The 20010-nt window shown below is 71.8% G+C and carries 17 protein-coding genes and 1 pseudogene; 7 read left to right on the forward strand and 11 right to left on the reverse strand.

Features of this window, described 5'->3' with window-relative positions:
* Positions 1-70 precede the first annotated feature (70 nt).
* Complete coding sequence (locus tag NJ376_RS11760) at positions 71-1408, reverse strand: aspartate aminotransferase family protein (RefSeq protein WP_252953456.1); 1338 nt, start codon at positions 1406-1408, stop codon at positions 71-73.
* A gap of 190 nt (positions 1409-1598) precedes the next feature.
* Between NJ376_RS11760 and NJ376_RS11765 the strand changes: the two genes are divergently transcribed.
* The gene (locus tag NJ376_RS11765; RefSeq protein ID WP_252953457.1) at positions 1599-1988 is read left to right on the forward strand and encodes a cupin domain-containing protein; all 390 of its coding nucleotides are present in this window, start codon (positions 1599-1601) and stop codon (positions 1986-1988) included.
* 14 nt (positions 1989-2002) lie between these two features.
* Here the strand turns inward: NJ376_RS11765 and NJ376_RS11770 are convergent, their stop codons facing one another.
* The 7 genes from NJ376_RS11770 to purH form a co-directional block, all read right to left on the reverse strand.
* Entirely contained in the window at positions 2003-2428 is a 426-nt protein-coding gene (locus NJ376_RS11770; RefSeq protein WP_252953458.1) for a cupin domain-containing protein, read from the reverse strand.
* 192 nt (positions 2429-2620) lie between these two features.
* A complete protein-coding gene (locus NJ376_RS11775; RefSeq protein WP_252953459.1) occupies positions 2621-3373 on the reverse strand; it encodes a DUF4336 domain-containing protein in 753 nt (250 codons plus the stop codon).
* Positions 3370-4617: a NupC/NupG family nucleoside CNT transporter gene (locus NJ376_RS11780; protein WP_252953460.1), complete on the reverse strand. Its 1248-nt coding sequence runs from the start codon at positions 4615-4617 to the stop codon at positions 3370-3372. The genes NJ376_RS11775 and NJ376_RS11780 overlap by 4 nt, the downstream gene beginning before the upstream one ends.
* A complete protein-coding gene (locus NJ376_RS11785; protein ID WP_252953461.1) occupies positions 4614-5624 on the reverse strand; it encodes a DNA recombination protein RmuC in 1011 nt (336 codons plus the stop codon). Before NJ376_RS11785 ends, NJ376_RS11780 begins: the two co-directional genes overlap by 4 nt.
* A gap of 100 nt (positions 5625-5724) precedes the next feature.
* The gene (locus NJ376_RS11790; RefSeq protein WP_252953462.1) at positions 5725-6330 is read right to left on the reverse strand and encodes a carbonic anhydrase; all 606 of its coding nucleotides are present in this window, start codon (positions 6328-6330) and stop codon (positions 5725-5727) included.
* A gap of 9 nt (positions 6331-6339) precedes the next feature.
* Complete coding sequence (locus NJ376_RS11795) at positions 6340-6942, reverse strand: class I SAM-dependent DNA methyltransferase (RefSeq protein ID WP_252953463.1); 603 nt, start codon at positions 6940-6942, stop codon at positions 6340-6342.
* A 132-nt stretch (positions 6943-7074) separates the two neighbouring features.
* On the reverse strand, positions 7075-8652 hold the full coding sequence (gene purH, locus NJ376_RS11800; RefSeq protein ID WP_252953464.1) for a bifunctional phosphoribosylaminoimidazolecarboxamide formyltransferase/IMP cyclohydrolase: 1578 nt from the start codon (positions 8650-8652) through the stop codon (positions 7075-7077).
* A 209-nt stretch (positions 8653-8861) separates the two neighbouring features.
* Here purH and NJ376_RS11805 point away from each other — a divergent pair, with 209 nt between their 5' ends.
* On the forward strand, positions 8862-10949 hold the full coding sequence (locus NJ376_RS11805) for a methyl-accepting chemotaxis protein (RefSeq protein WP_305879977.1): 2088 nt from the start codon (positions 8862-8864) through the stop codon (positions 10947-10949).
* Positions 10950-11102: 153 nt separating this feature from the next.
* Positions 11103-11208: pseudogene (locus NJ376_RS11810) on the forward strand (IS481 family transposase); the annotation flags it as partial.
* A gap of 126 nt (positions 11209-11334) precedes the next feature.
* Here NJ376_RS11810 and NJ376_RS11815 read toward each other — a convergent pair.
* Positions 11335-12570 (reverse strand): CaiB/BaiF CoA transferase family protein, encoded by a 1236-nt coding sequence (locus tag NJ376_RS11815; RefSeq protein ID WP_252953465.1) that lies wholly within the window; start codon positions 12568-12570, stop codon positions 11335-11337.
* A 325-nt stretch (positions 12571-12895) separates the two neighbouring features.
* On the opposite strand from NJ376_RS11815, the gene NJ376_RS11820 reads away from it, so the two are divergent.
* The 4 genes from NJ376_RS11820 to NJ376_RS11835 all read left to right on the forward strand — a co-directional run bounded on the left by NJ376_RS11820 (position 12896) and on the right by NJ376_RS11835 (position 16969).
* Positions 12896-14113: an acyl-CoA dehydrogenase family protein gene (locus tag NJ376_RS11820; protein WP_252953466.1), complete on the forward strand. Its 1218-nt coding sequence runs from the start codon at positions 12896-12898 to the stop codon at positions 14111-14113.
* A gap of 538 nt (positions 14114-14651) precedes the next feature.
* A complete protein-coding gene (gene hemP / locus NJ376_RS11825) occupies positions 14652-14828 on the forward strand; it encodes a hemin uptake protein HemP (protein WP_252953467.1) in 177 nt (58 codons plus the stop codon).
* Positions 14829-15379: 551 nt separating this feature from the next.
* Positions 15380-15829 carry a Cu(I)-responsive transcriptional regulator gene (cueR, locus tag NJ376_RS11830; protein ID WP_252953468.1) on the forward strand — a complete coding sequence of 150 codons (450 nt, stop codon included), beginning with the start codon at positions 15380-15382 and terminating at the stop codon, positions 15827-15829.
* A gap of 369 nt (positions 15830-16198) precedes the next feature.
* Positions 16199-16969 carry a hypothetical protein gene (locus NJ376_RS11835; protein WP_252953469.1) on the forward strand — a complete coding sequence of 257 codons (771 nt, stop codon included), beginning with the start codon at positions 16199-16201 and terminating at the stop codon, positions 16967-16969.
* A gap of 290 nt (positions 16970-17259) precedes the next feature.
* On the opposite strand, the gene NJ376_RS11840 is transcribed toward NJ376_RS11835, so the two are convergent.
* Both NJ376_RS11840 and NJ376_RS11845 read right to left on the reverse strand, forming a co-directional pair.
* Positions 17260-17688 carry a secondary thiamine-phosphate synthase enzyme YjbQ gene (locus NJ376_RS11840; RefSeq protein WP_252953470.1) on the reverse strand — a complete coding sequence of 143 codons (429 nt, stop codon included), beginning with the start codon at positions 17686-17688 and terminating at the stop codon, positions 17260-17262.
* A 5-nt stretch (positions 17689-17693) separates the two neighbouring features.
* Positions 17694-19988, reverse strand: a complete 2295-nt coding sequence (locus NJ376_RS11845) for a penicillin acylase family protein (RefSeq protein WP_252953471.1) — start codon at positions 19986-19988, stop codon at positions 17694-17696.
* Between the last annotated feature and the right edge of the window lie 22 nt (positions 19989-20010).

The raw sequence follows: 20010 nt of genomic DNA on the forward strand, positions 1-20010 counted from the left end.
AGCAGCGGGCAGCGTCCAAGGCGAGTGCTAGCCTGGCGGCGAGGCTAGACCTCGCCGCCCCGGCCTGCAATCAGGCCCGGACCTCCGCCAGCACGGCGTCGATGGCCTCGCCGAAGATTTCGACGATGGCGTCGATCTGCTCCGGCGTGGCGATGTAGGGCGGGGCGAGGATGGCGTGGTCGCCATGCCTGCCGTCGATGGTGCCGCCCATCGGGTAGCAGGCCAGGCCGCGGCGGAAGGCTTCCTGCTTCACCCGCTCATTCAGCTTCAGCGCCGGGTCGAAGACCTGCTTCGTCGCGCGGTCCTGCACGAACTCCACCGCCCAGAACAGGCCGCGGCCGCGGATGTCGCCGATATGGCGGTGATTGCCGAAGCGCTCGGTCAGGCGCTGCTTCAGGCGGGCGCCCATGGCCCGGACGTTCTCCAGCAGCTTCTCCTCCGCCATCACCTGCTGCACCGCCAGGGCGGCGGCGCAGGCGACGGGGTGGGCCTGGTAGGTATGGCCATGCATGAAGGCGCCGCTGCCGCGGGAGAGGCCCTCGATCACCCGTCGATGCACCAGGATGCCGCCGATCGGCTGGTAGCCGCCGCCGAGGCCCTTGGCCACGATCTGAATGTCGGGCGAGACGCCTTCCTGCTCCCAGGCATGCAGGGTGCCGCAGCGGCCCATGCCGCTCATCACCTCATCCAGGATCAGCAGCGCGCCATGCCGGTCGCAGACCGCCTTCACCCCCTCGAAATAACCGGGCAGCGCCGTGGCGCAGCCAAGGGTCGCGCCCACCACCGTCTCCGCCATGAAGGCGATGACGGTATCGGGACCGAGGCGCTGGAACTCGGCCTCCAGCTCCGCCACCAGCCGGGCGACGTATTGCGCATCGCTCTCGTCGTCCCGCCGGTCCCGGTAGGGGTAGCAGGGCGAGACATGGTGGAAGGCCTTGGAGAGGATCGGCGCATAGGGCGCGCGGCGCATGGCGTTGCCGCCAGCCGAGAGCGCCCCGAGGGTGTTGCCGTGGTAGCTCTGCCGTCGGGCGATGAAGTTCACCCGCTGGGGCTGGCCGATTTCGAGGAAATACTGCCGCGCCATCTTGATGGCGGCCTCGTTGCCCTCGGAGCCGGAGGAGCAGAAATAGGCATGGGTCAGCCCGCCCGGGGCATGGCCGACCATGACATCCGCCAGCGCCTCCGCGCTGTCGCAGGAAAACAGCGCCGTATGGGCATAGGCCAGCTTGTCGAGCTGCGCCTTGATGGCGGCGATGACCTTGGGATGGCCGTGGCCGAGACAGGCGACGGCAGCGCCGCCCGAGCCGTCGATGATCTGCCTGCCATCCGCGTCGTACAGGAAAATGCCCTCGCCGCGCACCGCGAGGGGCGGGTCGCTGCGCAGGCTGCGGTGGACGAGGTGACTCATCGGGGCGGGGTCCTTCGACTGATCCCGCCATGATCCACGCCGGGCGGCGCAGCGCAACGGCCGCCACACCGGATTGCGTTCAAGGCTGAACCCCGGTCCAGGCTAGGCTCCCCCACCCTGGGGCGGCGCCGGGGCTCCGGGGTCCCGCACCACCCGCCCTGGGCTGTGCCGCGACGGGGAGGACCCACCCATGCGCCTGCTGCCAGCCCTGCTTCTGGCCTGCACCCCGGCCTGGGCGCAGGAGCCGGGGCTTGCCCGGCCACAGCTCCTGCACCGGGAGGTCGTCACCGGCATGCCGCGGGGCGAGGAGCAGGAAGTCCAGGTGCTGACCGCCAGCTTCCGTCCCGGCGACCGCACCGTGTTCCACACCCACCGCCACCCGGTCACGGTCTATGTGCTGGAAGGCGCCTTCACCCTGGAGATGGAGGGTCGCCCGCCGATGACCCTCCGCGCCGGCGAGGCGATGGTGGAGCCGCACGGGGTGCGGATGACCGGCTACAACCGCGCCGAGGCGCCGCTGCGCGTGCTGATCGTATATGTGGCGGAGCCGGGGATGCCCTTCCTGGACCTGGTGCCGTAACGGCCCTTGGCGCCTCAGGCCGCCATCACCGGCACCAGCCCGTAGCGCCGCATCACCTCCTCCATCGCTGCCCGGTCCGGCGGCTGTTCCGTCAGCAGCGCCGCGATCTCCCGGAAATAGGCCGGGCCCAGCGCGCCTGGGCTCAGCAGGCAGAGGCAGCGCGCCACCCCCGGCCCGTCATTGCGGAAGCCGTGCACCACGCCGCGGCGGATGAAGAGGCTCTCGCCCGGGCCGAGCGGCACATCGGCCCCGTCCACGGTGAAGGTGACGGTGCCGGAGAGGCCATAGACCGTCTCGTCCCAGCTTTCGTGGTAATGCGGCACCGGCATGCGGGCCTGGGGCTGGACCGTCATTTCGAACAGGTCGATCTCCGCCCCGGTGCCTTCCCGGCTCTGCATGAAGTGCAGTTCCAGCCCTCCCATGCGAATGATCTCGACCATGCTCCGGCCCCCCAACGTCCTTGGCCAGAGTGTCATGTCCCGGCCGGGCAAAGGGAAGCGCATGCGGAGGTCACGCTTGCGCGGCCCGGCTCGAACCTGCGGACCCCCACCGGGGACCGGGGAGGGATCGTTGCCGGCAAATGCCGGCAACCGCCGGCGGGATACGGCGGGTTACAGGGGCAGAGCCCGCCTTCACCCCCGCAGCAGCCAGCGCCAGGACCGCCGCAGCCTGTCCGCCCCATCCCTGTCGAAGAAGGCGCCATGGGCGAAGATCACCCGGTCCGGCCCCAGCGCCAGCAGCCGGCTCGCCGCTGCCCGGTTCGCCGCCGCGTGCCGGCGCATCAGCAGCCGCACCGGCCTGGGCGCCCCGCCCACCGGCGCCGCCGTCCCCATCAGCCGGGCGTAGAGCGCGGCGGCCAGGGGCAGGCGGTGTGGCTCCATGGCCTGCACCGTATCGGTCAGCACCAGGGTGCGGCTCGGCGCGTGGTGGAAGGCGATTTCGACGAAGCCCCAACCCCGCAGCACTTCCTGAGTGATCTGCCCCGCCCAGGCCGCCGGCGCCGCCGCCCCCAGCCGGCCATGCGGGCCCAGCAGCAGCCCCGCCGCCGCGGCTCGTTCCGGCACGCCCTCCGGCGCCCAGACCCGGGCCTCCGGGAAGCGCTGCTGCCAGGCGGGCAGATGCACCCAATGCCCGGTGCTGGGCGAGACCAGGTGCCGCACCGGTCCCAGCGCCCGGATTGCCTGGCCGAGCGGCCCGGTGTAGCGCGTCGGCGAATGCAGCCAGAGGCCGCCATCCGCCAGGTGCAGCACCGTCATCCGCACCGGGAAGGGCAGGCCCATCAGCATTTGCGGCCCGGAATCCACCACCCAGACGCCCTCGGCGATGGGCTTCGGCACATCGAGCGGCGGATAGGTGCCGTTGCGGGACAGGGGGGCTTCGCTCATGGCGCGGTCAGCACCCCCACCGTGGCGCCGGCCATGCAGCAGGCGATGCTGGCCGCCACCAGGCTCGGCAGGCCAAGCCGGACGATCTCCGCCCGGCGCCCCGGGCACATGGCGGACATGCCGGTGACCATGATTCCTACCGAGGCAAAATTGGTGAAGCCGCAGAGCGCATAGGTCAGGATCACCCGGCTGCGCTCGGTGAGCCCCGCCCCGCCGCTCGTCGCCAGCTCCAGATAGCTGACGAATTCGTTCACCACCACCTTCACGCCCAGCAGCCGGGCAACGGTGCCGGCCTCCTCCGCCGGGACGCCCATCGCATAGGCCAGGGGCCAGAACACCCAGCCGCCGATCTGCTGCAGGGTGACGCCCGTCAGCGGCTCCAGCGCCCCGTTCACCAGCGCCACCAGGGCGACGAAGACGATGAGGGAGGCCATGATGCCGAGGAGCAATTGCAGCCCCTCCGCGGTGCCCTGCACCAGCGCATCCATGGTGCTGTCATAGAGGCGGGGCGGCGGGCCCTCCGGCGCCGCCCCGCCCGGCGTCTCGCTCTCCGGCAGCATCAGCAGGGCGGCGAGGACGGCGCCGGGGGCGGAGACGAGGCTCGCGGTCAGCAACTGCCCCGCCGCATCCGGCACCACCGGCGCGATCATGGTGGCATAGACCACCAGCATGTTGCCGCTGATGGTCGCCAGCCCGGCCACCATGGCGACGAAAAGCTCCGCCTTCGTCAGCGTCATCAGCCAGGGGCGGATGAGCAACGGTGCCTCCACCATGCCGACGAAGACATTGGCGGCGACCGAGAGGTTGCAGGCGCCGGAGAGGCCGAAGAGGCGCCGGAGGCCGGCGGCCAGCACATCCACCACCAGCGGCAGCACCCGCCAGTGATAGAGCGCGGCGGAGAGCGCCCCCACCACCAGCACCAGGGGCAGGCCCTGGAAGAAGAGGATGAAGCTGCCGCCCGGCACCGTCTCGGCGAAGGGCAGGGGGCCGCCGCCGAGATAGCCGAAGACGAGGGTGGTGCCGGCCCGCGTCGCCCGCGCCAGCGCATCCACCGCATCCCCCACCGCCGCAAAGCCATGGCGCAGCACCGGCACATGCAGCAGCAGCGCCGCGACCAGCATCTGCCCGCCCAGCCCCGCCACCACCACCCGCGCCCGCACGCCGCGGCGGAATCCCCCACAGGCCCAGGCCAGCAGGCAGAGCGCGACAAGCCCGGCCAGGGCCTGGAGCTGCAGCAGGCTCATTCTGCCGCGCGGCGCCCGGCGGGTTGCGGCTCCATCTCCACCGCCTCGATCCGGGCGGCGGTGCTCAGGATCTTCTGGGTGGTCAGCAGGATCTGGTCCATGTCGGATTGCGACTCGGCATGGTGGCGCCTGAGGTTGGCAACGCGGCGGTCCAGCCGCAACGCTTCCTCCGCCAGCTTCGCCACCTCCCGCCGCAGCGCCGCGGCCTCCGCCTTCAGCCGCACGTCGCGCATCAGGGCGCGCATGGCCCCCAGCACCGCCCAGAGCGTGCCCGGGGAGACCAGATAGACGCCGCGCCGCGCCGCCTCCGCCACCAGCCCGCCATGCAGGGCGTGGAGGTCGGCATGCAGCGCCTCGGAGGGGAGGAAGATCAGCGCGCCCTCCGCCGTCTCGCCCGGGCAGACATACTTGCTCGCCACATCCTCCACATGGCGGCGGATATCGGTGGCGAGGCGCTTCCGGGCCGCCTCCCGCATCCCGTCGTCCGGCGCGGTGCGCAGCGCCTGCCAGGCCTCGAGCGGGAATTTGCTGTCGATGGCGATGGGGCCGGGCGGGAAGGGCAGGCGGATCAGCGCGTCGCAGCGCGTGCCGTTGGCAAGCGTATGCTGCCAGGCCCAGCCCTCGGCGGGCAGGCGGTCCGCCAGCATGTCGCGCAGCTGCACCTCGCCGAAGGCGCCGCGCGCCTGCTTGTTGCCGAGCAGGGCGGCGAGGCTGTTCACCTGGCCGGACAGCGCCTCGAGATTGCCGCGGGCGGCGTCGATGACGGCCAGGCGCTCATGGATGCGGCGGGCGCTGTCCTGGGCGCGCTCGGCATTCTCGGCGAGCGTCCGGTGCAGCCGGTCCTGCTGCGCGGCGGCGGCCTCGTCCATGCGGGCGGCCAGGGCGTCCAGGCGCTCGGCCAGCCGGGCGTCGCCGCGCGGGCGGAAGGCCAGCATCAGCAACGCGCCGGCGAGCGCGGCGGCCAGCGGCACCAGGACCGCAAGCACCCAATCGGTGATGTCGTCCACGGACCCTCCGAGGGGGATTTGCCGTGAGGCGCGCCCTACGGCGCGGCGCCCCCCTCAGGCTTCCCCGCCAAGGGCCGAAAGACCCCTGGAACCCTTTGAATTAAACCACGACGAAGCCGCCGGAGGAATCCATCTGCAGCAGCCGGCCGGTGGCCACGCCGAAATGCGTGCCGTGCAGCGTCAGCCGGCCCTCGGCCACGGCCTGGGCGACCCAGGGGAAGGTCATCAGGTTCTGCAGGGTGATGCGGATGGCCTCGTGTTCGCACTGCTCCTGCCGCTCGGCAGGGTCGCAGCGCAGCACCCTCTCCCTCGCCGGGGCGGCGATCTGCATCCAGCCGGCGACGAAATCCTTCGCCTCGGGCGGCGCGCCTTCCAGCAGGGCGCGGATGCCGCCGCATTGCGCATGACCCATCACCACCACCCGCTTCACCTTCAGCACCCGGACGGCGAATTCCAGCGCGGCCGAGGTGCCGTGGAAGGCGGCATCCGGCATGTAGGGCGGCACCAGGTTGGCGACGTTGCGGACAACGAACAGCTCGCCCGGTCCCGCGGCGAAGATGGCGGCGGGATCGACCCGGCTGTCGGAGCAGGCGATGACCATGGTCTCCGGCGACTGGCCGGCGACTGCCAGCGCCTCGTACCGGGCGCGCTGCTGTGGCCAGGTCTCCTCGCGGAAGCGGCGATAGCCCTCAATCAAGCGTTCCATCGCATCCCCTTAAATCAGTTGCGCCAGCCAGACCGTATGCCCACCGCACTCCGGATCCTCCGCCCGGTGCGCCACCACGCGGAAGCCCTCCGCCGCCAGCAGCGCGCGGTACTCCTCGGGGGCCAGGCTGGCATGGTAGAGCACCTCCCCGCCGAAGCGGCCGAGGGCCTCGCCCTGCGCCGGCCCGCTGGTGAAGATCAGCGCCGCCCCGGGCACCGCATGGGCCCGGAACACCGGGAACATGGCGCGCTGGGATGCCTGGCCCAGGTGGAAGAAGCTGTCCCAGGCCAGGATGCCGTGAAAGCGCCGGCCGAGCGCCAGGGTTCGCATATCCGCCACCTGCCACTCGCCGGCCGGCAGGTTGCCCTGGGCGAGCCCGATCATCCGCGGCGAGGAATCCACGCCCGTCACGGCGCAGCCGGCCGCCATCAGGTGGCGCGCGATCGGCACGCCCGTGCCGCAGCCGATATCGAGCACCGCCGGCCGTTCCGGCAGCAGCGCCAGGAAGCGGTCCAGCCAGCCCCGCTCGAACAGCGCCGTGCTGCGCTCCGCCGCGAACAGCGCCGCGTGCCGCTCATACAGCCCGACGATCTTCTCCGCGTCCGAACTCACCGGCCTTGCTCCCACCTCCGAACCGGACTGCCCGATGCCTGACGCGGCTCTGCCGCGGCAGGCTGTGCGAGGCGCTGCTCGCCCGGTGCCCCTGGGGGCCCCGCGGCGTTGCGCAGCGACCTCGTGGGGAAGCTAGTGGCGGAAGTGCCGCATGCCCGTGAAGACCATGGCGAGGCCCGCCTTGTCCGCCGCCGCGATCACCTCGGCATCGCGGATCGAGCCGCCGGGCTGGATCACCGCCGTGACACCCGCCGCCGCCGCCGTCTCCAGCCCGTCGGCGAAGGGGAAGAAGGCGTCGGAGGCAACGACACTGCCCTTGGCCAGCGGCTCCGGCAGGCCGGCCGCCTTGGCCGCCGCCTCGCTCTTCCAGGCGGCGATGCGGCTGCTTTCCACCCGGTTCATCTGCCCGGCGCCGATGCCGACCGTCGCCAGGCCCTTGGCATAGACGATGGCGTTGGACTTCACATGCTTGCAGACGCGGAAGGCAAAGAGGAGGTCGGCGATCTCGGTCTCGGTCGGTGCGCGCTGCGTGACCACCTTCAGCGCCTCGGCCGTCACCCGGCCGGCGTCGCGGGATTGCGCGAGGAAGCCGCCGGCCACGCTCTTGAAGAAAAGACCGGGCGCCACCGGGTCGGGCACGCCGCCGGTCAGCAGCAGGCGCAGGTTCTTCTTCCTGGCGAAGACGGCCTGGGCCGCCTCGTCCGCATCCGGGGCGATGACCACCTCGGTGAAGATGGCCGCGATCTTCTCGGCCGCCGCGGCGTCCAGCTTGCGGTTGGCCGCGACGATGCCGCCGAAGGCCGAGACGGGGTCGCAGAGCAGCGCCCTGTCCCAGGCGGCGGCGAGGTCCGCGCCCTCGGCCACCCCGCAGGGATTGGCGTGCTTGACGATGACGATCGCGGGCTTGTCGAACTCGGCGACGCATTCGAAGGCGGCGTCGGTGTCGTTGAGGTTGTTGTAGGAGAGCTCCTTGCCCTGCACCTGACGGGCGGTGGCGATGCCCGCGCGGCGCTCGCCGCTCAGGTAGAAGCCGGCCTGCTGGTGCGGGTTCTCGCCATAGCGCAGCGTCTGCTTGAGGATCCCGGCCACCGCGAGGCGCGGCGGGAAGTCCTGGCCGAGCTGGCCGGCGAACCAGCCGGAGATGGCGGCATCATAGGCCGCCGTCCGGGCATAGGCGGCGGCGGCCAGGCGCTTGCGGGTGGCGAGCGTGGTGCCGCCCTGCTCCGCCATCTCCGCCTGCACCGCGGCGAAATCGCCGGGCTCGGTCAGCACCGCGACATGGGCGTGGTTCTTGGCGGCGCTGCGGATCATCGCCGGGCCGCCGATATCGATGTTCTCGATGCAGGTCTCGAAATCGGCGCCCTTCGCCACCGTCGCCTCGAAGGGGTAGAGGTTCACCGCCACCAGGTCGATCGGGGCGATGCCATGCGCCGCCACCTGCGCCCGGTGCTCCTCCAGGTCGCGGCGGAAGAGCAGCCCGCCATGCACCTGCGGCACCAGGGTCTTCACCCGCCCGTCCAGGATCTCCGGGAAGCCGGTATGGTCGGAGACATCCTTCACCGGCACCCCGGCCTCCCGCAGGGCCTTGGCGGTACCGCCGGTGGAGAGGATCTCCACCCCCTTGGCCGCGAGGAACCGGCCGAACTCCACCAGCCCGGTCTTGTCGGACACGGAAAGGAGGGCGCGGCGGATCGGGACGATGTCGGTCATGGCGGGGAACTCCGGCCGGAAGGGCCGCGGGATAGACCCTGCCGCGCCCCGGAGGCAACCGGCAGGACCTGCCCCCCTGCCATGCGCCGGCATGGGACCCGGCCGCGGCAGGGGCCGGGCCCGGCGCCTGCCGCCCGGCCCGTTCCGCCGTCGGACCATGCCGTGTTAGCCGAATCGCAAGCCCGGACCGTCAGGATTGCGACCGTGCCATGAGGTTCGCGATGCGCATCAGGACGGTCTTCTTCTTGGGGTTTCTTGCCGCGCTGCTGCCGGGGCTCGGCCTGGCGGCCTGGCAGGCCGTCGCCGCCTGGCAGGCCGCCAGCCGGACGCAGGAGGCCATCCTGGCCGCGCGGACCCTGGCGGTGCTGCTCCAGGGCCAGACCGCCTTCGCCGTCCAGACCGGCCAGCTGAACGCCGCGGCGCAGGCGGAGGCGCAGGGCAGTTCGCCCGAGCTGGACGCGGCCCGGCGCACCGGTGCGGAGGCGGACCGGCTGCTGCGCCAGGCGGCGGAAGCCGCCGCCGCGGCCGGCTTCCCGACCGCGGCCATCGAGGAGTCCCGCCGCGTCAACGCCGCGCTGCTGCAGCGGCTGGAGCAGGGCGCCGCCCTGCCGCGGGCGCAGCGCGATGCCCGGCTGGCGGCGGATATCGGCGCGGCGCGCAGCCAGGTGGCGGATGGCCTGGCCCCGCTGCAGGATGCCGTCTCCCGCCGCCTCGTCGCCGCGGCGCCGGACCTGATCCCGCTGGTCGAGATCGCCGGCCATGGCACCGCGTTGCGCGAGAGCCTCGGCCGCCGCAGCCTGATGCTCTCCGGCTGGCTCGGCGGCCAGCCGGTGACCGCGGCCGGGGTGCAGGCCGCCCAGGCCCTGACCGGGCGCGCCGAGCAGAGCTGGCAGGAGGTCCAGCGCCTCGCCGCCGCGCAGCCTGATGCCTTGCTGCGGGAGAGGCTGGCGACCCAGCGCCGCAACTACGGCGAGACGGCGGAGCCGCGCTGGCGCCGGGTGGTGGAGGCGGCGTCCGCCCGGCTGGTGCCGAACGGCCCGGACTGGCCGGAGACCCTTACTCAGTTCCGCCAATGGGGCGTACCCGCGCTGGCGGAGGTGCTGAAGCTGCGCGACGTGGCGCTGGAAGCGGCGCTGCGCCGGGCCCAGGCGAAACTGGGTGGGGAGCACCGACAGTTCGGCGCGCTGCTGGCGCTCATCTGCGCCCTGGCCGGCATCGGCGCCGGGATCCTGCTCATCCTGCTGCGCCAAGTGGTGCGGCCGCTCGGCGCGCTGACCGCGACGGTGACGCGGATCGCCGGCGGGACGCTGGATCTCAGCGTCCCCGGCCATGGCAGGCGGGACGAGCTGGGCGAGATGGCCCAGGCGATCGAGCAGCTCCGCACCGCCTCGCAGGAGCGGGTGGCGCTGGCGGCGCAGGAGGCGGAGCGCCGCGCCGCCCAACTGGCCCGCGCTGGCCGGGTGGAGACGCTGCTGCGGGAATTCGAGGCGGAGACGGTCAGCGTGCTGCGCAAGGTGGCCGACGCGGCCGGGGAGCTGGACGCCGCCGCAAGCGGCATGGCACAGACCGCAGAGCGCGGCAGCCAGCGTGCCGCTGCGGTGGCGGGCGCCGCCACCTCGGCCAGCGACAACGTGCGCGGCGTGGCCGCAGCGGCGGAGGAGCTTTCCGCCAGCATCGCCGAGGTGGTCCGGCATGTGGAGGCGAGCGCCGGCGCGGCACGGGAGGCCCGCAGCGCCACCGAGGCGACGGACATCACCGTGCGCGGCCTCGCCGAGGCGGCGCAGCGTATCGGCGATGTGGTGAAGCTGATCGGGGATATCGCCGGCCAGACCAATCTGCTGGCGCTGAACGCGACGATCGAGGCGGCAAGGGCCGGCGAGGCGGGGAAGGGCTTCGCGGTGGTAGCGAGCGAGGTGAAGACCCTGGCCGGGCAGACCGCGAAAGCCACGGAGGAGATCGGCCGGCAGATCGCCGATATCCAGAGCGAGACGGCCCGTACCGTCGAGGTCATCGGCCGCATCGCCGGCATCGTCCATCGGCTGAACGAGGCGACGGCGGCGGTGGCGGAAACCGCCTCCCAGCAGGCGACGGCGACGCAGGAGATCGGCCGCTCCGTGGCCGAGGCCGCGGGCGGCGTGGCGGAGGCGGCGGAGAATGCCGGCGGGCTGCGGGCGGATGCGGAGCAGACCGGCAGCACGGCGGGCGAGGTGCGGGCGGCGTCCTCGCAGCTTGCGGCCGAGGCGGCGCGGCTGCGGCACCGGATGGATGATTTCCTGGCGGCGATCCGGGCGGCCTAGAGCGTTTTCGGTTTACATGCGTTCACCGACAACGCTCTACGCCTTTGTTCGCAGAGCAGATTCACGCCTTCGGGCGATGCCGCCCTACGGCGATCTGCTCTGGCTGTCCGGTCCCGGCGAGTAGAGGTGCATCTTCGGCCGGCGAGATGCGCCATGGCAGCAAGCCCGCATGGCGCGGCCAGAACGACGCGGCGTGTTCGAGCCGAGCTTCAAGCGTCGGAAGAGAGTACCCGCGCCCTGGCCGCCCGCCCTGGCCTTCAGTCCGAGTCCGCAACTCGAACCCTGAGGACCGGAATGCAGACCGAGGCCCGGGCCAGGCCCTGGCCCCGCCGGGCGGCACCGGCGCCCAGGGGCAAGGGGCCCCGGGGCTCCGGCGTCCACTACTTCACTTCTTCCGCTGCTCCACCAGCACGCCGCTGGCCTTCAGCGCCTTCAGCTCCTCGGCCGAGAAGCCGTTCCGCGCCAGCACCTCGTCGGTATGCTCGGCGAAGCGCGGCGGCACGCCGCGGGTGCCGCCGGGCGTCCGGCTCAGCTTGATCGGCGTGCCGAGGCCGCGATAGCTGCCGAGCTCCGTCACCATCTCGCGGTGCGCCGTGTGGTCGGCCTGCATCGCCTCATCGACATGCAGCACCGGCCCGGCGGGCAGGCCGGCGGCCAGCATGCGGCGGCAGAGGTCGTGGCCGTCCTCCGTGGCGAAGCGTGCCTCCAGAACTTCGGTCAGCGCTTCCCGGTTCACCACACGACCGCCATTGGTGGCGAAGCGTTCATCCTTCGCCACCTCGGGGATGCCGAGGAAGTCGCAGAATTTGCGGAAGGCCGGGTCGTTGCCGGCGGCGACGAAGATCTCGCAGGTCTTGGTGCGGAACTTCGAATAGGGCACCAGGTTCGGGTGCGGGTTGCCCGTCGCCTTCGGCCGCTTGCCGTTCAGGAAGTAGTTCGGCGCATGCGGGTGCAGCAGCGCCATGCCGCAATCATGCAGCGTCATGTCGCAATACTGGCCCTGGCCGCTGCGCTCCCGCTCCTGCAGCGCCATCAGGATGGCGATGGTGGAGAACAGGCCGGTGGCGATGTCGACGATCGGGGTGCCGAGCCGGGTCGGCCCGCTGGTCTCCGTGCCGTTGATGCTCATCAGCCCGGTCATCGCCTGCAGCACGGCGTCATAGCCCGGGAAGCCGCCGAGCGGCCCGGTGCCGCCGAAGCCGGAGACGCGGCAATGCACGAGGCGGGGGAATTTCTTGCTCAGCACCTCATGGTAGCCGAGGCCCCATTTCTCCATGCTGCCCGGCTTGAAATTCTCGATCAGCACATCGGCGCCTTCCAGCAGCCGCAGCAGCACCTGCTTCCCCTCGGGCTTCGAGAGGTCGAGGCCGACCGACTTCTTGTTCCGGTTGATGTTCAGGAAGTAGCTGGCCGTGCCATCCGCATCGAAGGGCGGGCCCCAGTCGCGCACCTCGTCGCCCTGCGGCGGCTCCAGCTTGATCACCTCGGCCCCGTGGTCAGAGAGCACCATGGTGCAGTAGGGCCCGCCGAGCACGCGGGTGAGGTCGATGACGCGCAGCCCGGCCAGCGCGCCTTCCGAGCGCGCGAGGCCGAGGCCGGTACTCTGGGGCAGGGCATCCATGATGCGGCGACTTTCCTTCCCGGGCTGCAAAGGATGCCGGGAGGGTAGGCCCGCGGCGCGCCCGGGGCAAACCGGCCGCTCGCCCCGGCCGGCAGGGAGGGGGCTGACGCCATGCCGGACCACCCCCTCCTTGAAGGCCCCGGGAAAGCACCGGCTTCCCGGCGGCGCGGCCAGGCTGGTAGCCTGCGGGCGGGGAGGGACCCCGTCTGCGCCGGCGGAAGCTGCACTCGTGCGGCCCCGGCCGCCTTGATTTGGTCGATCGACCGACTTCCACCCCATCCGGACGCGTGCTAGGATGACGACGAACCAAATCAGGGAGGTTCCCATGGCCGCCGCCGAAATCGGGCGCATCGCCCCACAGCCTGGGGATGCCATTTCCGCGCCGGATCCGGTGGCCCGCGCCCGCGCCTTGCAGCCCCTGCTCGCCGCCGAGGGCCCCGCCATCGACCGTGCCATGCAGCTCACCCCCGCGGTGACGGAGGCGCTGCACGCGGCCGGGCTGCACCGCCTGCTGCTGCCGCCGGAGCTCGGCGGCGACGCCCTGCCGCTCGATGTCTATGCCCAGGTGGTGGAGGCGGTGGCGATCGGCGATGCCAGCACCGCCTGGTGCGTGAACCAGAGCAATGTCTCCGTCCTCAGCAGCGCCACCTACCTGGCGCCGGAAGTGGCGCAGCGCCTCTTCGGCCATAGCCGCGCGGCGCTGGCCTGGGGTGCGCGGCATGGCAAGGCGAAGGCGGTGCCGGTGCCGGGCGGCTACCGCGTGACCGGCGCCTGGGAATTCGGCTCCGGCAGCCGCCATTCCGCGCTGCTCGGCGCGCATGTGCCGGTGGTGCTGGAGGATGGGACGCTCCGCCCCGGCCCGGATGGCCGGCCGGAAGACGTGACGGTGATCTTTCCGAAGGAGCAGGCCCGCATCCTCGGGGGCTGGGCCGCCATCGGCCTGCGCGGCACCGGCAGCGATGCCTATGAGGTGACGGACCTCTTCGTACCGGACGCCCATGCCTGCTTCCGCGACCGGTTGGCGGAGCGGCGCATCACCACGCCGGTCACCCTCTTCACCTCGCATCTCTGCTATGCGGCCGGCTTCTCCGCCACCGCGCTCGGCGTCGCCCGCGCCCTGCTGAACGAATACGTGGCGCTCGCCCGCGGCAAGCAGGCCCGCGCCGGCGCCCAGCCCATGGCGGAGAACCACAGCATCCAGTCGGAGGTCGCCCAGCTCGAGGCCAAGCTCCGTGCCCATCGCATGTATCTCTTCGGCACGCTGCAGGAGGCCTGGGCGGAAGCGGAGGGCAGCGGCACGCTGAGCATGCGGATGCGTATGGCGGTGCGGCTGGCCACCACCACGGCGATGCGGGAGGCGACCGACATCTCCGTCGCCTGCTACCGCGCCGGCGGCACCACCTCCGTGCTGGAGTCCAACCCCTTCGAGCGCCGCTTCCGCGACGCCATGGCGGTCTCCCAGCACCTGCAGGGCACGCCCTGGCATCTGGAAACCGTGGGGCGCCATCTGCTCGGCGTGCCGCAGCGGGAAGCCTTCGTCTGATCCGGGGCGGAAATGCCCGGAGGCGCTCCGCCGCGTCTTCGACGGCGGCCGGTGAGGAGCGCCACGAGCGGGCGTTGAGGCACGCCTAGGTGGTAGGATGCCGCTGGCCGGCATCCGGTCCGGCAGGCCCGGCGCTGCATCGCCGGCGAAGGCAGGAGATGACCTGCCTGCCATCGCCGCCACGCGGGGAAGGGGGAGCTGCGTCGTCGCCTCCGCGGGAGGCGCCAAGCCTTCGCTGGCCATCTTCGCCACGCATTGCATCGCCGCGAGCCTGCCGGGCATCTGGCGCACCCGGCGCGCCCCAGATTATTCGCTGGCTTGGCCTGGCGCCGGTGCCTGCCGGTCATCATCACGGGAGCGGGCGGCCGACTGGCCGCCGGCCGGCCCGCCCGCGCGCCATCCCACCAGCCCTCGCTCCTGCCACCCGCAGGCGGCGCCCGGCGCGCTTTTCGTACCGCCCGGCACTGCGAGTTATTGCGAATGACTCGCAATTACATTAGGCTCTCGCCATCGAGGAGTCGCTCCCCGGAGGCACCACATGACCGAGACCAGCAAGCCCGAACCGGCCCCGCGCCCGCCGCCCGCCCCGCGGCCGCCGCATATCCTCGCCAGCACGGATCTGCTCCGCGGCGCCCGCGAAGTCGGGATCCGCCATGGCGAGGAGCTCTACCGCCTGCGCCTGACCGCCGCCGGAAAGCTCATCCTCACCAAGTAATCCCGCCCACCCAGTGCCAAGCCAGCCAGTCTCCGCCACGCGCCAGCCAAGCTTTCCCGCAGGACGGCCCGATCCCCGCATCTCCCTGAGGCTTGCTCCGGCTGCCGCCTTCGCCACCCTGCTGCTGGCGCTGCACATGGCCGCCCCGGCGCAGGAGGCGACGCCCCCGCCACCGCCCGGGATGCCGTGACCGCCACCCGCGCCCCGCGCCGGGTGGGGGCGTGCGCTTCCAGGCGCCCGCGCCAGGGATGCTGCTGCCGGATTATGCCGCCTGATCCCCGGGGCAGGCAGGCAACGCTGCGGGCTCCGCCGTGCCGGCCGGGATGGCAGCCGCCGGTCGCCTGCCGGCAGGGTCGCCGGTGCCCGGCGCCTCCGAGGCGGCTGTGGCTGGCCATCCAGGATGGGGAGCGGGTCGGTCCGCCTCGGCAAGCCGGCGGGGGGGCGCGGCAAGCGGCGGGGCCGCCGCGCCGCTCTCCCACCTTGACCTTCCCGGCATGGCAACCCTCTTCCTCCCGGAGCATGGAGGCTCCGGCCTCCGGCAGGAGGTGCAGATGAATATCGGGCAGGCGGCGGCGGCATCCGGCATCTCGGCCAAGATGCTGCGCTATTACGAGGAGATCGGGCTGATGCCCCGGGCGAGCCGCAGCCCGTCCGGCTACCGCCTCTATACCGAGGCCGATGTCCAGACCCTGAGCTTCATCCGCCGGGCCCGCGACCTCGGCCTGTCCATCGAGCGCATCCGCCTGCTGATTGGGCTCTGGCATGACCGGGACCGGCCGAGCGCCGAGGTGAAGCGCATCGCGCTGGAGCATGTGGCGGAGCTCGAGGACCGGATCGCCGAGCTGACCGCAATGCGGGACCGGCTGCGCGCCCTGGCAGGCCATTGCCATGGCGACGCCCAGCCGGATTGCCCGATCCTGGAGGAGCTGGAGGCAGGCCGCCCGGTCCCCGCCGGGCCCAGAGGCCGCGCGAAGCGCGCGGCGCCGGCCCCGGTGAGCTGAGGCGGGGGGCTGGCGCGGATGTACAGGCGGCGGCAAGGCTGGGCAGAGGTGGGTGGCGCAGCGCTTGGCCCTGCTGCTGTTCCTGCTTGCCATCCAGCCGCCCCTTGCGGCGCTTAGGGCCGCGCCAGCGCACGGTACGGGCAGCCATGACCATCAGGTCCGCAAACGGCCTGGTGCTCAATTCATGTTCGCCAGCCCGCGATAAGCCGCTCAACAGATTGGAATTCGCAGTGGAATGCGCGCCATGGGATAATTCCATCCGCTCGCAGATTGTTCTAGGCTTGCGACGCCGCGTCCGGCGAGGTGCCGATCGTGGTTCATGCGGGGAGGGGAAGCTTGGCACCGACGACAACTCCCCCGAAGCTGTCCATGGGCCAGGAAACGATCAGGATCGTTCTTGAGGACATGCTTGCGGATGAGGGGTTGCCGGCGGACTACGCTCAGCTGAAGCCTGGCCATGTTCCGAAGCTGAAGAAGGTGTGCCGCAGATTCATGGAGATCTGCTTCGGGACTGGCACCAGCCTCCCCTTGACCTTCTTCGATCAGTATCTGGGCGGCAGCGGGAACGTCTTCACAATCTCGACGGAAGACCTGCTGAAGGAGGATTCCGCTGCAAGGCTACGCGTCGAGGGGGAGATCACCAGGCGCGCCTTGCTGTTCGGATCGGATCCGTCGCATCGCAGGCGGGGGAACATCGCCTTCCTCGACTTCAGGGGCCAGCTGAATATCAAGCAGAGAAACTATTCCACGGTGAAGTGGTGGGGCGCGCTGGGTAGTTTCTTCATCAATTATTTCGCAACCCAGGGCGACTGGCAGACGGGCGCGGTGCGGGTGAAGATCGTCGGCGGGGATACCTATCGCTGGGACCCCAATAACTACGACAGGCCGACGGTCTGCTTTCACCAGCTCTGCGCCAGGCTTGAGGAACTTGGCGGCGCCAAGCAGTTTCCGATATACGGCACCCCGGCCGAGCGGCTTCTGCCCTGCTGGCTGCCGACCCTGATGCCGCTCGATCTCTCATCGGAGGTCGAGAGCAGCGGGCAGGTCGTGTCGAAGGTCATCTCCAACGTCAAGGAGAACTATACCTGGGGGGCCGGAACGGCACGTGCCCGCGCCTTCCTGAAATCCCTTACCGACTAGAGCGTTTTCGGTTCACATGCGTTCACCGAAGACGCTCTACGCTTTTGTTTGCGGAGCAGATTCACGCCTTCGGGCGATGCCGCCCTAGGGCGATCTGCTCTAGAACAATCTTCGACCAGTCGAATCATCTGATCGGAGTCCCCTGTCTGGAAAATACAAGTTCCGGGGCCGCTTATCGCTGACCTGATGGATCACGGCCCGATCCATCAGGTCGGAGGCACCGATTGGCGGGCTATGCGCCCCGGCACGGTCTCCGCTTCCCCCGGCTTGCCAGTGCCGCCGCAGGTGCCTCAGCCCGCCTCGCCCAGCAGGTGCAGCACCAGCTCCCGCCGGTGCGGGCGCGTCCGGTGTTCATAGAGATAGATCGCCTGCCAGGTGCCGAGGACCGGCCGGCCCTGCTCCACCGGAATGGAGAGCTGCGTCTGGGTCAGCATGCTGCGGATATGCGCCGGCATGTCGTCCGGCCCCTCATCGGCGTGGCGGTAGCGCTCCGCCCCGCCATCCGGCACCAGCCGCGCCAGGAAGGCCTCCAGATCCACCTGCACCTCCGGCGAGGCATTCTCCTGCACCAGCAGGGAGGCGGAGGTGTGGCGGCACCACAGCGTCAGCAGCCCGGTGCCGATGCCCTGCGCCACCACCCAGCGGCAGAGGGGCGCGGTGATGTCGACGAGGCCGCGGCCCCGCGTCGCCACCTCCAGCCGGTGCAGTGCCTGGCGCATGGCGCTCATCCGGGCAGCAGGGTCTGGCGGCGGGCCAAGGCCTCCAGCGCCGGCCATTCCGCCTGCATCGGCACCATCTCGCAGCGCGACCAGATGGGGTTCTGGTCGGCGTAGTGCGGGCTGCCGGGATGCCCGGAGGCCCCGAGGAAGACGCACCAGCGGCTGTTCTGGAAGGCGCCGACATCGAAGACGTAGCGCGCCAGTGCGCCATAGGCGGCGGATGGCCCGGCGGGGGCGACGACGCCATTGGCCAGCACCGTGTCGCCATCCCCGCCGATCGGCAGGGAGGGCGGGTCGAGCACTGGCGCGGCCTCCGGGAACAGCGCCGAGAGCGGGTGGGTGAAGCGCGGCTGGTGCATCTCGCCCCATGGGGTGGTGGGTGGCGCGGCGGCCACCTCCTCCAGCGCCTCGGCCAGCAGGGTGTTCCATGTGGCGCCGCGCAGCAGGCCGGCATCATCGGCGCGCAGCAGCGCTGGCGTGGCCCACCAGAGCTGGGTGAGGGGGGCGACGCCCGGCGCCGGGGAGAGCCACTCCGTCCCCGCCAGCGCAGCGAGGCCGCTGGTCGCGCCGAAGCGGCGGACCAGCGCGAGGCGCAGGGCGATATAGGCGGTGGCCTCGGCGGAGCCCGCCTCCATCCGCGCATTCCAGGCCAGCAGCCGGGCCCGCAGCGCCTCGGCGGCCGGGGAGAGGCCGGCAAGGGTGCGGAGGCGATCGCGCAGCTCCGCCGCCGGCTGGCTCAGCGTATCGGCATGGATGCGCGCCGCGCCCTCCGGGCTGCGCAGCGCCGGCGCCGCCAGCAGGGCGAGGATGCGCTTGGCGCGGTAGGGCGGGTGGCAATCCGTGCAGATATAGTCCGGATGGTCATCCGCCACCGGCCGGTTGTTGGCGGTGGCGAGCAGGCCCGGCGCCGGATCGATGAGGCGCGGCATGTCCTCATGCGCGATCCAGCCCTGCCATTCATGCGCGCCGGTCCAGCCCGGCACCGGCAGCCAGCCATTCTCCCGCCCGCGTCGGGGCAGGCGGGCGCGCAGCAGCCAGCCGGTATGGCCCCCGGTATCCGCCGCCAGCAGATTGTGGTCGATCAGCCCCCAGCCGCGCGTCGCTTCGTAGAGCTGCGCCACGCTGCCGGCGCGCAGCATGCGGGGCAGGCAGTCGAAGGAGAGGTCGGTCTCGGCGAATTGCACGCTCTTCAGCGCCAGCGCCGTGCCCTTTGCCGGATCGCCGCAGATGACCGGGCCATGGCGGGTTTCGAGGATCTCGACGGGGCGCGGCGCGTCGCCGCGGACCGCCACCATCTCCTCCCGCCGCCATACGGGCTCCCATGCACCCTGGAACAGGGCGTGGCGGGCCTCCGCGTCGAAGCGCTCCAGATAGAGGTCGTGGATGTCGGCGAAGGTGTGGGTGACGCACCAGGCGACCCTGCCGTTCTGAGCGAAATGCGGGAAGCCCGGCACGCCGGGGACGGCCAGGCCGATGGCATCGATTTCCGGGCAGGCGAGCTGCCCCTGGGCATACATCCCCGGCACCTCGAAGACCCGGTGCGGGTCGCCCGCCAGCACCGGCCGGCCGGTCGAGGAGAGATGCCCCGCCACCACCCAGTTGTTGCTGCCGCCGCCCGTCGCGTCCGGCGCCGCCGCCTCCAGCAGCGCGGCGGCGGCCGGGGCAAGCTCGGCAAGGCTGGCACGCCAGCGCTCGGCTTCCACCCCCGCCGGGGTGATGAGCAGATCGCCGCCACCATCATCGTAGCGCAGCAGCGTCACCGCCTCGCCCGCGATCGGCAGGGCGGCGGCACGCCACAGCTTGAACCAGACCGAACCCATCAGCAGCCCGAGCCGACGCATGACGGCAAGGCAGTGCCAATCCTCCCAGGGCTCCGGCGTCGCGCCCAGCAGCGCGTATTCCACCGGCAGCGGCGCGCCGGAGGCGAGGAAGGCGTTCACCCCCGCGACATAGGCGGCGAGCATGGCGCGCGCCTCCCCGCCCAGCGCCTCGGTGTCGCGCCGGCAGGCCGCCGCCATGCCGAGGCGCCGCGCCAGCGCATCCGCGGCGAAGGCCACAGGGCCCAGCCATTCGGCGGAACGTCCCAGGGCGCGCCGCCGGTTCAGCTCCATCTGGAAGAGCCGATCCTGGGCATGGGTGAAGCCCTGGGCGAAGAAGGCATCCGCCATGTTCGCCGCCCGGATGTGCGGGACGCCGAAGCCGTCCCGCAGCACGGCGACGGGTGCGGTGAGTCCGGCGAGACGCAGCTCGCCCTCCAATGGCGGCACCGCCTGCTGCGCCGCCTCTGCCCATTGCCGCATGCCTGGCTCCCGCTCCCTCCCG

The sequence above is a fragment of the Siccirubricoccus soli genome (genome assembly GCF_024178315.1).
Lineage (GTDB): Bacteria > Pseudomonadota > Alphaproteobacteria > Acetobacterales > Acetobacteraceae > Siccirubricoccus > Siccirubricoccus soli.